This window comes from Pseudomonas sp. FP2294 (assembly GCF_030687625.1).
Classification (GTDB): Bacteria; Pseudomonadota; Gammaproteobacteria; order Pseudomonadales; family Pseudomonadaceae; genus Aquipseudomonas; species Aquipseudomonas shahriarae.
In genome coordinates, this window is record NZ_CP117441.1 from 2,960,281 (window position 1) to 2,974,306 (window position 14,026).

Genomic DNA, 14,026 nt, shown 5'->3' on the forward strand with positions numbered 1-14,026 from the left:
CTTATATGCGTTGCTGCTGGTTTGCATTGCCGGACGTTGGCGTGCATCGTGGCCGCGACTGTTTTATTGACCCCAAGATAAGGACGTCCCATGACTTCTTCGCCCTTCACTCTGTTTTCCGTTTTGGCCATGAGCGTGCTGGCCGCCCAGGCCAATGCCGCCAAGCTGGAAGATATCGCGCCCTACCCCAAGGCCGATGCTGGTCAGGTTCGCCAGGTCATCCACTTGCCGGCAAAGCCCCAGGAACAGGACTTCAAGGTTGAAATCCTCGCCGGTAAAACCTTGCCGGTGGACTGCAACCAGCAACGGCTCGGTGGTGTGCTGGAAGAGAAAAACCTCGAAGGCTGGGGCTACCCGTTCTACCGCCTGGAGAAGGTCAGCGGCCCCATGAGCACCCTGATGGCCTGCCCCGAAGGCAAGACCCACGAGGGTTTTGTGCCGGTGGTCGGTGACGGTTTTGTGCTGCGTTACAACAGCAAATTGCCCATCGTTTTATATGTTCCAAAAGATGTCGAAGTGCGTTACCGAATCTGGTCGGCATCGCCTACCGTCGAGAAGGCGAGCGCGCAGTAACGCCACAGCCAGAATGTGTGTGGGCTTGCCTGCTACAGCGCTGCGTCAGCCACCAGTTGCTGTGACTGAACCACCGCCATCGCGGGCAAGCCCGCTCCCACAGGGAGAGCTCAGCGGGCAGAAAAGTATGGCTCCACCACAAACCCAATGTGGGAGATTCTATGGTTTTGGGGAAGCCCCCAAAACCGCTTTTGACTGGTATTCGCTCAGGTTTTTCATGAGCGAAAAGGCGATGCGCCAGCTTGCGGCCAATGATGACCAGGGCTTGAGTCGTTTTCAGGCCCCTGGCTAGATAACCCTCGTATAAAGGTTTCCAGGCTTCTGACCTGATACCTGCTGACGCCGCGTTATGCAGCAATCTGCGTATCTCTGAATCTCCCTTCTTGCTCAATGAGCGGCGTCCGCTCATTTGCCCAGAATCGGATACTCTCAAGTCCATTCCCAAGAACGCGATGTAAGCGTCAGCACTTTCAAATTCTCCTCGCTGAAACGCCATTACCAGGGCAACCGCTGTCAGAAAACCAATGCCCTCGACGGCTTGGCAGCGCTTGACCTGATGCAAAAGCCCCGCCTCAGTAACAGCATCTAATATCCTTTTCTCAATGAGCCCCTCATGCCTATCAAGACACGCTGAAATGCTCTTGGACGAGGCCTTGAGTGATGGCTCGCCCGCCCAGCTCTGATTCAGCGCAACACGCATTTTCACCAGCGCTGCGCGTCGACGCAGCAAGCTTTGAAGCTTGGTATAAATCTTCGGCGGCGGATTCCAGGCGCGTAAATCAGCCTGTTCATTCTTCAAGTAGCGAGCCAGCAACTGCGCATCACTGAAGTCTGTTTTAGCGCGACCACCTGTGCCTTTGCGGTAATGGCTAAGGCGATATCCATCAATCACGTAAACGATATGGCCCATCGAATGAGCCAAGTTGACGGTATCCACGTGATAGATATTGGTGGCTTCAATTGCGATGGCGCTGCCCGCAGGCAAAGACTTCAGCCATGCCTTCAGCTCGCTTTTCTTGTTCGATACGATCTTTGTTTCAGCAGTTTCACTTTGATAAACAACTACTTCGGCTTTAGCGACATCCACTCCAATGATTGATTGCGAGACAGTCATTGCCATGAGAAAAGCTCCGGGTTAGGGTTTACGGGCTTGTCGGGGCTTCACCGTTGCGCTGGCTTGCTTCTATCGTCGGTCATGGCCGATGCATTCCTTATCGGCGCTTTGGTGAAGGGGTGGGACGAAGTCTCCCACGGTCTGTACTGGCTAGAGTCAGATGCTGGCTTTTAGTCCCACCACCCCTACAAGTCTAACCATACAAGCTGGCTTGCCTGCGATGGCGGTCTGTCAGCCCCCGAAAATAATGACTGAACCATCCCACTGGGGGCTCTGCGAGCAGGAAAGTATGGCCACACCACAAATCAAATGTGGGAGCTGGCTTGCCTGCGATGGCGGTCTGTCAGCCGCCGAGAATAGTGACTGAACCACCGCCATCGCGGGCAAGCCCGCTCCCACAGGGGCGACTTTGCTAAAGCTCGGCAACTTCCACATTCAATCGGTGCTCTCGCGCCGCCACCCGCTCGGCCACGTGGCGCAAACTGTCGAAGTTGATATTAGCCCCGGAGTTGATCGCCACCAGTGTCTGCCCCTGGGCCCCGGTACGTGTCACGTAGCGGCGGATACCGGCCACCGCCAGGGCGCCGGAGGGTTCGGTGATGGAGCGGGTGTCGTCGTAGATCAGTTTGATCGCACTGCACAGTTCATCATTGCTGACGGTGATGACCTCATCAACATAATGACGGCAGATTTCAAAACCGTGGGCACCGATCTGCGCCACTGCGGTGCCATCGGCAAAGCTGTCCACGCTGGGCAGTATCACCCGCTCACCGGCATCCAGGGCCGCCAGCAGGCAGCTGGAGCCTTCAGGTTCCACGCCAATCACCCGCACTTGCGGGCGCAAATACTTGATGTAGGCCGCGATGCCGGCGATCAACCCACCCCCGCCGACCGGGACGAAGATCGCGTCCAGCGCACCTTGCTGCTGGCGCAGGATTTCCATGGCGACGGTACCCTGCCCGGCGATCACGTCGGGATCGTCGAAGGGCGATACAAAGGTGCCCCCCGACTGTTCAGCCAACTGCAATGCATGGGCCAGGGCAAACGGGAAGCTCGCGCCCTGCAACACCGCCTCAGCGCCTCGTGAGCGCACGCCCAGCACTTTCAATTCAGGCGTGGTGCTGGGCATGACTATCGTCGCCTTGATTCCCAACTCACGCGCCGCCAGCGCCACACCCTGGGCATGGTTGCCCGCCGAGGCCGTGATCACGCCGCGGGCTTTTTGCTCATCGCTCAGTTGCACCAGTTTGTTGTAGGCGCCACGGATCTTGAAGGAGAACGTCGGCTGCAGATCTTCACGCTTGAGCAGGATCTGATTGCCGAGCAGCGCCGAGAGTGCCGGGGCCGCCTGCAAGGGGGTGCGTACCGCCAGGTCGTAGACCGGCGCGGCGAGGATCTTCTTCACGTATTGCTCAAGCAGCAAGGGGCTACTCATGGGTGTCTCCTGGCGTTTTACGGGGCCCTGGAGACGGAAAAACAAAACCCGCCTCTAGGGCGGGTTTGGGTACAGCCGAACGCTATCCCGCCAAATGAGGAATGGCGGTAATAATGCTTGGCTGGGAACGATAGGTTTGAACGGTCATGGCGCAAAACTAACCGGCGCTCTGTGGCAAGTCAACTGCGGGGCTTTACGGGCGATATACGAAACATATACGCTTTGTATATCAATCCTACACAGTGAAGCTCATGGGCATCGTCAAGATCACCGATCAACTGCATGAACAACTGCGTCTGGCCAGCGCCGCCATGGACCGCTCCATCAACGCCCAGGCGGAGTTCTGGATCAAGATCGGCCTGTTGGCCGAACTCAATCCACACCTGGCCTACAACGATCTGATCAACAAGCTGTTGCTCGATAAGCCCGACCTGATCCGGGGGCGCAGCTGATGATCAAGACCCCTGCACAGATCGCCGTGATGCGCGAAGCCGGGCGCCTGCTGGGCCAGGTGTTCACGATGCTCGACAGCCGGGTCGCGGCCGGCCAGACCACCCTGGAACTGGATGCGGCCGTCGAGGCGTTTATCCGCCAGGACCTGCAGGCCCGCCCCGCCAGCCTCGGGCAGTATGACTACCCCTTCTGCATCAACACCTCCATCAATGAAGTGGTATGCCACGGCATGCCAAATGCCAAGGATGTGTTGAAGGACGGCGATATCGTCAATATCGACATCACCCTGGAAAAAGGCGGGTTTATCGCCGACTCCAGCAAGATGTACATGGTCGGCGCTGTCGCGCCCAAGGCGCGGCGCCTGGTGGAGCAGACGTTCGAGGCGATGTGGGCCGGTATTCGCCAGGTCAAACCCGGCGCGCGCCTGGGGGATATCGGCCATGCGATTCAAAGCCATGCCCAAGCCAATGGCTACAGCGTGGTGCGCGAGTATTGCGGCCACGGGATTGGCCGGGAAATGCATGAAGAGCCACAAATCCTGCACTTCGGCCGCCCGGGCACCGGCCTCACCCTGCGCGAAGGCATGGTGTTCACCATCGAACCGATGCTCAACCAGGGCAGCGCCAAAGTGCGCAGCCTCAAGGACGGCTGGACCGTGGTGACCCGCGACAACAGCCTGTCGGCCCAGTGGGAACATACGGTGGCGGTCACCGCGGATGGCTTTGAAGTGCTGACGCTGCAGGCGGGTGCCTGAGTCCTCCCACACCGGCAGCAAAGTGGGGCCCAGTCACCCTGCTTTGTCGCCGCCCCTGGCAATCCGCCTGAGCCCCAGCACCATCCCTGCGGCGCCCAACGCCATCGCCAGCAAAAACAGCGGGTACGCCACCCACCACGGCGTGCCGGCCGTCATCATGCTGAACTCGGACATGCCGCCAATGCTGGCGATCAGGTTCAGCGGCAGGAACACCACGTTGATCAGTGTCAGCTTGCGCAGCAGGTTGTTCATGCTGTTGTTCATCAGGTTGCCCCGGGCGTCGATCAGCCCGGAGAACACATTGGAATAAATCTCCGCCTGCTTGTAGCACTGGTTGTTCTCGATGATCAGGTCGTCGATCAAGCCCAGGGTCTGCGGGCTGAAATGCTCCTTCTCGCCATGGTTGCGCAAACGCGTCAAGACCGCACCGTTGCTGTGCAGCGCGTTGATGTAATAGATCAGGCTCTCGCTGAGGCTGAACATCTGCATCAAGTGGCGGTTACTCATGGAGGCGTTGAACTGCTGCTGCAATTCCCGGGCGACCAGCTTGATCACCTTGAGGTGGCCCAGGTAGTGATGGATGTTGTTCAGCAGCAGGTCCAGCAGTACATCCAACGGGGTATGCAGCGGCCGGCGCGCGCCCAGGCCGGACAGTTGGCTGTCGTCGGTGGCGATCACCAGCAGACGGTCCGGTGAAAACAGCAAGCCGCAAGACGACACTTCAAACACCAGGTTGCTGCCCCCGGAGTAGTTTTGCGGGCGCTTCCAGATCAGAAACAGGTTGTCTGGATGGAACTCGATACGCGACACCTCGTCCGGATCCAGTGCCGACGCCAGCGCATGCTCATCGACCTTGTAGCGCTCGCGCAGCAATTCACGCTCATCACTGTCGGGGTTGCTGAACAGCAGGACCTCGGCACTTTCGCGCTCGGTGCGGCGCAGCGCGCCCTCATTGAGCTCAAAGCAGATCACCAGACCTGGCCCTGGCGTTTGAGCTCCAGGCGGCGCACGAACTCCTCCAGCACCAGGGAGTACAAGTCGTCCTGCAAGTAGGCGTCTTCGATCCCGGCGTCCATGTTCGGGTTGTCGTTGACCTCGATCACCACCACCTTGTTGCCGGACTGCTTCAGGTCCACGCCGTATAACCCGTCACCGATCAGGTTAGCGGTCTTGACCGCCAGTTCCACCACGGCCTTGGGCGCCTCGTGCACCGCCAGGGTCCGGCACTCGCCGTTGATATCCTGGCCGATGGCCTTGTGGTTGTAGATCTGCCAATGGCCCTTGGACATAAAGTATTGGCAGGCAAAGATCGGCTTGCGGTTGAGGACGCCGATGCGCCAGTCGTACTCGGTATAGAAAAACTCCTGGGCCAGCAGCAACACCGAGTGTTCGAACAACTCTGCCGTGGCGGCCAGCAGCGCCTCCTGGCTTTCCACTTTAATCACCCCTCGGGAGAAACAACCGTCGGGGATTTTCAGCACCAGGGGGAAGCCCAGGCGCTCGCCAACCCGTTCGAAATCTTCCGGTCGCTCCTTGTACAGAATTTCGGTAGCGGGCATGCCCAATTGATGGCTGTTGAGCAGGTCCGTGAGGTAGACCTTATTGGTACAACGCAGGATCGACGCCGGGTCGTCCATCACCACCAGCCCTTCACTCTCGGCCTTTTTGGCGAAGCGATAGGTGTGGTTGTCGACACTGGTGGTTTCGCGGATCAACAAGGCGTCGTATTCGGCCAGTCGCGCGTAGTCCTTGCGCTCAATCAGCTCGACATCAATCCCCAAACCCCTGCCCACCCGCACGAAATTTTCCAGGGCCTTGGCATTGGACGGCGGCAGCTGCTCCTGGGGATCATGCAGGATCGCCAGGTCATAACGGGCCAGGCGCCGGGAGCGCGGTTGACGCCAGATCCTGCGGCTGAAGTTGTCCAGAGCGTGGGCGAATTGATCTTCCTGATCATCGCGCAACTTATGCAGCACCCCGGACTTGATGCCTTCGATATGCCAGCCGTTATGCTTGCGAAACTCAACTAACAAGATCGGACACGGAAACGCTTCAAACAACTGCCGGGCCAAATCCTGCAACGGCTCAATATTGGTTCGACCAAAATAAAGGGTCAGGGTAAAACCTTCGGTATTACTGTAGAGGTGATGACTCAATGCTTTGTCGAGGGTTTTATCCAAGTCATCCAGGGCCAGGCCATACAAGGATTTTTTCGTCAATTCGCTGATGGTGCGCACCGACGGAATCACCTTGTGCCCCCGCGCCTCGGCCAGCAGCGAGCAGTAATAGCCATGCCCCAGGTACTTGTAGCTGCGGCACAGGTTGATGACCTGGACCCGTTTGCCGGCCTCGTTCTCCCGGGGGTGTTCGAGGTATTCCTGGGCAGTGACAATATCTTCACTGGGGAAGTACGAGGCCCAGTCTTCCTTGCGTTCTACAATAATCACAACTTGGCTTGCACTCTTGGGCGGTGTAGAAAAATATCCGCCGGAAGTTATTGTCGCCGCGACGGTTTGCTCGGATACTTCTCGCCAATGACTTTGTACCGCTGACATATTGATTGATCCGCTAGAGAACTTGACCTTTTCTATTAAGCACGATCTTTCACGGAAGTCTCGTTTAGTTACGCAACTTTTACGGCGGTTATATGACTCTTTTCTTTCGCGTTGCAACCCTGGATGACCTGCCAGCACTGGTGGCCCTGGAACAGCACTGTTTCACCACAGACCGGCTGTCTGCTCGCAGTTTCCAGTGGATGATCAGCCGCGCCCATGCGCAGTTGCTGGTGGCCGAAAACGCCGGGCAATTGCTGGGTTATGCCCTGGTGCTGTTCCATCGCGGCACCTCGCTGGCGCGCCTGTACTCCCTGGCCATTGCCGCGCCGGCCCGGGGCATGGGCCTGGGCAAGCAATTGCTGGCGCGCATCGAGGCCTGCGCCGTGGCGCACGACTGTGCGTACCTGCGCCTTGAGGTGCGCACCGACAACCCTGGCGCTATTGCCCTGTATGAACACAGTGGCTACCGGCGCTTTGCCCTGATCAACGATTATTACGCCGACCATACCGACGCCCTGCGCCTGGAAAAACGCATCCTCCAGCACACTGACGCGCGGGCCTTGAGTGTGCCCTACTACCAGCAGACCACCGACTTCACCTGCGGCGCAGCCTGCCTGTTGATGGCCATGGGCGCCCTGTTACCTGGGCGTGAGTCTCCGCGCCGCGAAGAGCTGCAGATCTGGCGCGAAGCAACCACCGTGTTCATGACCGCCGGCCACGGCGGCTGCAGCCCCCAAGGCCTGGCCCTGGCTGCCTGGTGCCGGGGGTTTAAGGTGCGCATGCAGGTCAACGTGCGCGGGCCGCTGTTTCTCGATGGGGTGCGCGACCCGCATAAAAAAGAGGTGATGCGCCTGGTGCATGAGGGGTTCGAGGAGGATTTGGCCAACAGTGATGTGCAGCAGGTATTCGGCGGTGCGTTGGACCTGGCGCAGGTCCTCGGTGATGGCGGCCAGCCACTGGTGCTGATCAGCAGCTACCGGCTGACGCGCTCCAAGTCACCACACTGGGTGATCGTGACTGACTGTGATCAAGAGTTTGTCTACCTGCATGATCCCGACGTGGACCATAGCCAGCATCGCCGCCCCATGGACTGCCAGCATTTGCCGGTCAGCCACGGGGAGTTCGAGCGGATGTGCCGTTTTGGCAGCCGTCAGCTGCGGGCGGCGGTGGTGCTATACCGGTAACGCCCTGGCGCTGCCGGTCGCCGCGGCCTTGGCTTCGAGTTCGCGCACCAGGGGCAATACGCGCTGGCCGAAATATTCCACCTCCTCCTGGAAGTGCAGGAAGCCCGCCAGCACCAGGTCCACCCCCACCGCCTTGAGCGCGACGATGCGCTCGGCAATCTGCCGAGGGGTGCCGATCAGGTTGGTCTTGAAGCCGTCGTTGTACTGCACCAGGTCGGCGAAGCTGGACTTGGCCCAGTTGCCCTCACCTTCGGGCGAGGCCTTGCCCGCCTGCCTGGCGGCATCACCAAAGGCGTTGACGGCCTGCGGGTCGGCCTTGTCGATGATCTCGGCCAACACCGCCTGGGCCTCTTGCTCGGTGTCGCGGGCGATCACAAACGCGTTGACCCCGACTTTTACCGAATGGTGATTGGCCGCAGCCTTGGCGCGGATATCATCGACCTGGGCCTTGATCCCCTCGGGCGTGTTGCCGTTGGTGAAATACCAGTCCGACACCCGCGCCGCCATGTCCCGCGCAGCCCGGGAGCTGCCACCCTGGAAAATTTCCGGGTGCGGCTGAGTCAGGGGCTTGGGCTTGAGGCTGTAATGGTTGAACCGATAAAAATCCCCCTTGAAGGTGAAATCGTCCTGGGTCCAGATGCCTTTTAACGCGCGGATAAACTCTTCGGAGCGCCGATAGCGCTCGTCATGCTCCAGCCAGTGCTCGCCAATGGCCTGGAACTCGCCCTTGAACCAGCCGCTGACGATGTTCACCGCCACCCGGCCTTGGGTCAGTTGATCAATGGTCGCCAATTGCTTGGCCGCCAGCGCCGGTTGCCAGGGCCCCGGCAGGATCGCGGCGATCACCTTGAGTTGGGTCGTGGCCGCCAGCAACGCATGGCTGAAGGCCACGGATTCATGTTGGTATTCAGCACCATAGCCGGCGGTGAAACGGATTTGCGTCAGGGCATACTCAAACCCCGCCGCCTCGGCCAACTGGGCCAGCTTGCGGTTGTAGTCGATGCCCCAGTCGGTACGTTGTTCAACCTTGCTGACCACCAGGCCACCACTGACATTGGGCACCCAATAGGCAAATTTCACGGCTTGCTGAGTCATCGTTCGGCACCTCGCACACAGGGAATGTACAGGGGTAGAGCAGCAAACGTGCCAGGGTTGGCAAAGCCCCTGGGCTGGGGCGTTTGCGTGCCGACCGACCTATCGGCCATGTTGCCCGGGCGGGCTATTTGTCAGATCACTGTTGGTAGCGCAACACCGTGGCGAGGGATGGAGCGTGTGCAACAGTCGCCGTAACATTCGGTTATAGGTAAGCTATCGGACTTTCGCGCAACCCCTTCTGCGCCTCGCCGAAAATAAGTCGCCTCCATGCCTTTTGAACTCAGCGTTGACCTCACCACCCTGGCCATTCTGGCCGTGGTTGCCTTTATTGCCGGTTTTATCGACGCCATTGCCGGCGGCGGTGGTTTGCTCACCACCCCGGCCCTGCTCACCGCCGGTATGCCGCCCCATTTGGTACTGGGCACCAACAAACTGAGTTCGACCTTCGGTTCGGCCACCGCCAGTTTTACCTTCTACCGGCGCAAGCTGTTCCATCCGCGCCAGTGGGTCCATGCGATCGTGGGCACCCTGGTCGGCGCGCTGCTGGGGGCCATCGTCGCCCATTACCTGCCCGCCGAATGGCTGAACAAGATGCTGCCGGTGATCGTCTTCGCCTGCGGTATCTATCTGTTGTTTGGCGGTACGCCCAAGGCGCCGCTGGACGCCGATGCGCCGATCAAGAAGAAGTGGCAGTCGACCCAGGGTTTGGCCCTGGGCTTCTACGATGGCGTGGCCGGTCCCGGCACCGGCGCATTCTGGACCGTCAGCACCCTGCTGATGTACCCCGTGGACCTGGTCAAGGCCAGCGGCGTGGCGCGCAGCATGAACTTCGTCAGCAACGCGGCGGCGCTGTCGGTGTTTATCTTCAACGGTTCGGTGGACTGGATTGTCGGCCTGAGCATGGGCCTGTCGGTGATGGTGGGCGCGTTCTTTGGCGCACGCAGTGCCATCAGCGGCGGCGCCAAATTCATTCGCCCGGTGTTTATCACCGTGGTCCTCGGCCTGACCGTGCGCCTAGCCTGGCAGCACTGGTTCAGCGTGGCCTAGACGGCGCGCCACATACAGGTCGATAAGGTAGCGGGCAATCGAGCGCGAGGCCGGCAACGGTGGCAACTGGTGGATATTGAACCACTGCGCATCTTCAATCTCGTCGGCCTGGGGCACGATTTCGCCACCGGCATACTCGGCGTGAAAGCCCAGCATCATGGAGTGCGGGAACGGCCAGCACTGGCTGCCCACGTACTGGATGTTCTGCACCCGCACCTGCACTTCCTCGTGCACTTCGCGGATCAGGCAGTCTTCGGCAGATTCCCCAGGCTCGGCAAACCCGGCCAGGGTGCTGTAGACCCCAGTGACGAAACGCGGCGAACGCGCCAGCAGAATCTCATCGCCACGGGTGATCAGCACAATCATGCTCGGTGAGATGCGCGGGTAACTGCGCAGGTCGCAGGCCTGGCAGAACATTGCGCGCTCGCGGGGCACCTGCACCATCGCCTGGCCGCAACTGCCGCAAAAGCGGTGCTCGCGGGCCCAGGTACCGATTTGCGCGGCATAACCCAGGACTTTGTACAGACGGTGATCGCCCTGCAGCATAAACGCCCGCAGGCCCTGCCAGCGGCAACCCGGCACATCGCCAGGGCTGTTCAGCTCCAGCAGGTACACCGGCTCGCCGTCCAGATGGCCGATGCCATGTTCGGCCATCACCGACAGGTCCTGGCGCTTGAGCCATTCCCGGGGAAACAGCGGCCCGTTGTCATCGAGTAAAAAACCTTCGCGACTACGGGCCACAGCCCAGCCGCCGGGGGCGTCGTTGTCCAGCAGCGTTGTGGTGATCCAGCCTGGGGTCATATTCAGTCAATCCACGAATTCGGGTTTCTGCTTGCTCATATGGGCCGCAATGGCCACGCGCAGGTCGTTGGATTGCAACATAGCAGCGTTCCAGGTGGCAACGTATTCCAGGCCGTCGTTGATGCTGTGGTCACGCATATAGCTGATCATGGCCTTGGTGCCGGTGACGGCAATCGGCGATTTGGCGGCGATTTGCGCGGCAAGGTCCATCACCCCGGCCAGTAGGCTGGCGTGGTCGGCAAAGGTGCGGTTGACCAGGCCGATGCTGCGCGCTTCTTCGGCGCCGAAGGTGCGCCCGGTGTAGGCCAGTTCGCGCAGCATGCCGTCACCGATGATACGTGGCAGGCGTTGCAGGGTGCCGACGTCGGCGGCCATACCGATGTCGATTTCCTTGATCGAGAATTGCGCGTCGTCAGCGGCGTAACGCATGTCGCAGGCGCTGATCAGGTCGATGGCGCCGCCGATGCAATAGCCCTGGATCGCCGCCAGTACCGGCTTGCGGCAATTATCCACGGCATTGAACGAGGCCTGCAGTTGCAGGATCTTGCGCCGCAGCAGGCGCGCATTGCGTCCCACGTCCTTGCCAAATTCGTTGGCCACCGAGGCCAGCATCATCAGGTCGATGCCCGAGGAAAAATGCTTGCCGGCGCCGCTCAACACCACGGCGCGTACAGCGTCGGTGTCGTCGATCCATTGGAAAATCTCGACGATTTCGCTCCAGAACGCCGCGTTCATGGCGTTGATCTTTTCCGGGCGATTAATCTGCACATGGGCGACGTTGCCGTGGAGTTCGACGACAAAGGCTTGGTATTCGGACATGGCAGTGATCCTTGACTGGCGGCTGATAAGGGCCGAACTATAGCAAGGGTGTATCAGGGCCGGTAAGGCTGTGCATGTGCCAAAAGCAGGACTGCATAAAAACACAAACCCGCTCCAGGCAGACAGTTGCCGGTGTTTTCAGGTGGGCAACCATAGCCGCAGGCGTGCGCCGCCCAGTGGCGAGGCCTGGGCCGTGAGTGTGCCGCCTTGTGCTTCCACCGCCCGGCGGCTGATCGCCAGGCCCAGGCCGAAGCCGCCGGTGGCGCGGTCGCGGCTGCGGTCCAGGCGGTAGAACGGCTCGAAGATCCGGGCGCGCTGCTCTTCGGGGATGCCGATGCCATCGTCATCCACCCAGATTTCACAGCCCTTGGCGCAGACCTTGACGCCGATCTGGATCCGTCGCTCGCAATAGCGCATGGCATTGCGCAGCAGGTTTTGCAGGGCACGGGCGGTGAGGCGTGGGTCGAGGGTAAAACGCTCCACGGCGCACTCCAGTACCACATCAATCACGATCTCCGGGTTCTCCAGCTCGTCGTCGATGCTGCCCAGGATGCTGTCGATAAACTCATCGAGCACCACCTCCACCCGCTCGGGCAGATGCGCCGGGTTTTGCAGGCGGCTGTAGGACAGCAACTCCAGCACCAGCTCATCCAACTCGCGGATATGCGCCACCAGGCCTTGCAGGCGCTCGCGGCTGGCGGCCGGCTGATCTTCGGACAACGCCAGGGCCAGGCCGAAATCCAGGCGGGTCAGCGGTGTGCGCAGTTCGTGGGACACCGCGTTGAGCAAGTCCCGCTGCTGGTTGAGCAGGTGCTCGATGTCGTTGGCCATGGTGTCGAACACCGCCGCCAGGCTGCCGATGTTGGAGCTGGGGGGAATATGCGTACGCTCCTCCAGGCGGCCCCGGCCCAACTGCGCTGCGGTGACCTTGAGGCGCTCCAGGTCGCGCCAATGCGGGCGCAGCCAGATCAACAGGCCGCCCAGCAACGCCGCGCCGATCAGCACGTTCATGGTCCAGTACAGCAGGTTCATGTCCAGCGGGTCGGGGGGGATGGTCAATTTAACCGCCAACTGCCCATTGAGCGGCGAGCTGATCTCCTCCATCCAGCCCCACTCCCCCAGGCGGATCACCGGCTTGCCCTGCTCCAGCAGTCGCTCCTCGTCGGGTGTGTAGCGGGCGTCCTGGCGATGCATCAGTTGCACCTTCAGCGGCGCAAAATCCCGTGCCAATTGGTCGGTGACCTCGGACCAGCGCTCCACCGGCCGGCTGTGGTACTGGCGCACGATCAGGCTCTGCAAGCCACGGGACTGCTCGATGTTGTAGTTCATGTAGCGGTCGTGGAAGACCTCGATGATGCCCATGGGGATCAAGTAGATCGCTGCGCTGTAGGTCACGATGGTCAGCAGGTAGAGACGGATCAGGGCGCGGAACATGGTGTCAGCATTCCCACTCGGAGCGACTGAACAGGTAGCCTTTGCCCCATACCGTCTTGATCTTGCGCGCCTCGCCGGCATGGTCGTCGAACTTGCGGCGCAGCTTGGAGATGGCCACATCCACCGAACGGTCGGTGCCGTTGAACTCGATGCCCCGCAGGCGCTGCAGGATCTGGTCGCGACTGAGTACTTCGCCGGCATGCCGGGCCAGCACCACCAACAGGTTGTATTCGCCGCTGGACAGCTCCACCGTCTGCTCGCGCCAAGTCACGGCGCGTTCCGACAGGTCAATGCACAGGTTGCCCATCAGGATCTGGTCGTTGGCCGCCTGTGGCTCGCTGAGGCTGCTGCGGCGCAACAGGGTGCGCACCCGGGCCAGCAGCACCCGTGGCTCGCAGGGTTTGGTCACGTAGTCGTCGGCGCCCATTTCCAGGCCCAGCACCTGGTCATGGCTGTCATCGCGGGCGGTGAGCATCAGGATTGGCAGGCCGGCCGAATCGGCGCGCAGCAGGCGGCAGACTTGCAGGCCATCGAGGCCGGGCAGCATCAGGTCGAGGATCACCAGGTCTGGTGGGTTGAGCCTCGCCCGTTCGCGCACATGGTCGCCACGGCTGAGCACATTGACGTGATAGCCATTGCGCTCAAGGTAACTGGCAATCAGCTCGGACAGCGCGGCGTCGTCTTCGACCAGGAGGATGTTGGGCATGGTGTTTCCAAATAATACAGTTTCACATTAGATCGTCATTGATCAGAAGAGCTTGT

Annotated in this window: 13 protein-coding genes and 1 pseudogene; 5 read left to right on the plus strand and 9 right to left on the minus strand. The window is 60.5% G+C overall.

Annotation, left to right across the window (positions count from 1 at the left end):
* Positions 1 to 90 precede the first annotated feature (90 nt).
* Positions 91 to 573 carry a serine protease inhibitor ecotin gene (gene eco, locus PSH73_RS13065; protein WP_057436648.1) on the plus strand — a complete coding sequence of 161 codons (483 nt, stop codon included), beginning with the start codon at positions 91 to 93 and terminating at the stop codon, positions 571 to 573.
* Between the two features lie 159 nt (positions 574 to 732).
* On the opposite strand, the pseudogene PSH73_RS13070 reads toward eco, so the two are convergent.
* Positions 733 to 1,693: pseudogene (locus PSH73_RS13070) on the minus strand (IS110 family transposase).
* A gap of 406 nt (positions 1,694 to 2,099) precedes the next feature.
* Complete coding sequence (gene ilvA / locus PSH73_RS13075) at positions 2,100 to 3,122, minus strand: threonine ammonia-lyase, biosynthetic (RefSeq protein WP_128593050.1); 1,023 nt, start codon at positions 3,120 to 3,122, stop codon at positions 2,100 to 2,102.
* Positions 3,123 to 3,373: 251 nt separating this feature from the next.
* Here ilvA and PSH73_RS13080 point away from each other — a divergent pair, with 251 nt between their 5' ends.
* Both PSH73_RS13080 and map read left to right on the plus strand, forming a co-directional pair.
* Positions 3,374 to 3,574 carry a ParD-like family protein gene (locus PSH73_RS13080; RefSeq protein WP_057436650.1) on the plus strand — a complete coding sequence of 67 codons (201 nt, stop codon included), beginning with the start codon at positions 3,374 to 3,376 and terminating at the stop codon, positions 3,572 to 3,574.
* Positions 3,574 to 4,329 (plus strand): type I methionyl aminopeptidase, encoded by a 756-nt coding sequence (map, locus tag PSH73_RS13085; protein ID WP_057436952.1) that lies wholly within the window; start codon positions 3,574 to 3,576, stop codon positions 4,327 to 4,329. The genes PSH73_RS13080 and map overlap by 1 nt, the downstream gene beginning before the upstream one ends.
* A 33-nt stretch (positions 4,330 to 4,362) precedes the next feature.
* Here the strand turns inward: map and PSH73_RS13090 are convergent, their stop codons facing one another.
* Both PSH73_RS13090 and PSH73_RS13095 read right to left on the minus strand, forming a co-directional pair.
* Positions 4,363 to 5,304 carry a magnesium transporter CorA family protein gene (locus PSH73_RS13090; RefSeq protein ID WP_057959452.1) on the minus strand — a complete coding sequence of 314 codons (942 nt, stop codon included), beginning with the start codon at positions 5,302 to 5,304 and terminating at the stop codon, positions 4,363 to 4,365.
* Positions 5,298 to 6,884: a RimK family protein gene (locus tag PSH73_RS13095; RefSeq protein WP_057959451.1), complete on the minus strand. Its 1,587-nt coding sequence runs from the start codon at positions 6,882 to 6,884 to the stop codon at positions 5,298 to 5,300. The genes PSH73_RS13090 and PSH73_RS13095 overlap by 7 nt, the downstream gene beginning before the upstream one ends.
* A gap of 92 nt (positions 6,885 to 6,976) precedes the next feature.
* Here PSH73_RS13095 and PSH73_RS13100 point away from each other — a divergent pair, with 92 nt between their 5' ends.
* Complete coding sequence (locus tag PSH73_RS13100) at positions 6,977 to 8,068, plus strand: GNAT family N-acetyltransferase/peptidase C39 family protein (protein WP_305462672.1); 1,092 nt, start codon at positions 6,977 to 6,979, stop codon at positions 8,066 to 8,068.
* Here the strand turns inward: PSH73_RS13100 and sfnG are convergent.
* Positions 8,057 to 9,163 (minus strand): dimethylsulfone monooxygenase SfnG, encoded by a 1,107-nt coding sequence (sfnG, locus tag PSH73_RS13105; protein ID WP_057436652.1) that lies wholly within the window; start codon positions 9,161 to 9,163, stop codon positions 8,057 to 8,059. The genes PSH73_RS13100 and sfnG overlap by 12 nt on opposite strands.
* 267 nt (positions 9,164 to 9,430) lie before the next feature.
* On the opposite strand from sfnG, the gene PSH73_RS13110 reads away from it, so the two are divergent.
* Positions 9,431 to 10,210, plus strand: coding sequence for a TSUP family transporter (locus PSH73_RS13110; protein WP_057436653.1), 780 nt, complete (start codon positions 9,431 to 9,433; stop codon positions 10,208 to 10,210).
* Here PSH73_RS13110 and nudC read toward each other — a convergent pair.
* From nudC to PSH73_RS13130, 4 genes are all read right to left on the minus strand, one after another.
* Complete coding sequence (nudC, locus tag PSH73_RS13115; RefSeq protein ID WP_057959448.1) at positions 10,178 to 11,011, minus strand: NAD(+) diphosphatase; 834 nt, start codon at positions 11,009 to 11,011, stop codon at positions 10,178 to 10,180. The two genes, PSH73_RS13110 and nudC, sit on opposite strands and share 33 nt — an antisense overlap.
* A 6-nt stretch (positions 11,012 to 11,017) precedes the next feature.
* On the minus strand, positions 11,018 to 11,830 hold the full coding sequence (locus tag PSH73_RS13120; RefSeq protein ID WP_057959447.1) for a crotonase/enoyl-CoA hydratase family protein: 813 nt from the start codon (positions 11,828 to 11,830) through the stop codon (positions 11,018 to 11,020).
* A 138-nt stretch (positions 11,831 to 11,968) separates the two neighbouring features.
* A complete protein-coding gene (locus tag PSH73_RS13125; RefSeq protein ID WP_120733192.1) occupies positions 11,969 to 13,264 on the minus strand; it encodes an ATP-binding protein in 1,296 nt (431 codons plus the stop codon).
* A 4-nt stretch (positions 13,265 to 13,268) separates the two neighbouring features.
* Positions 13,269 to 13,970 (minus strand): response regulator transcription factor, encoded by a 702-nt coding sequence (locus PSH73_RS13130; RefSeq protein WP_057436665.1) that lies wholly within the window; start codon positions 13,968 to 13,970, stop codon positions 13,269 to 13,271.
* Between the last annotated feature and the right edge of the window lie 56 nt (positions 13,971 to 14,026).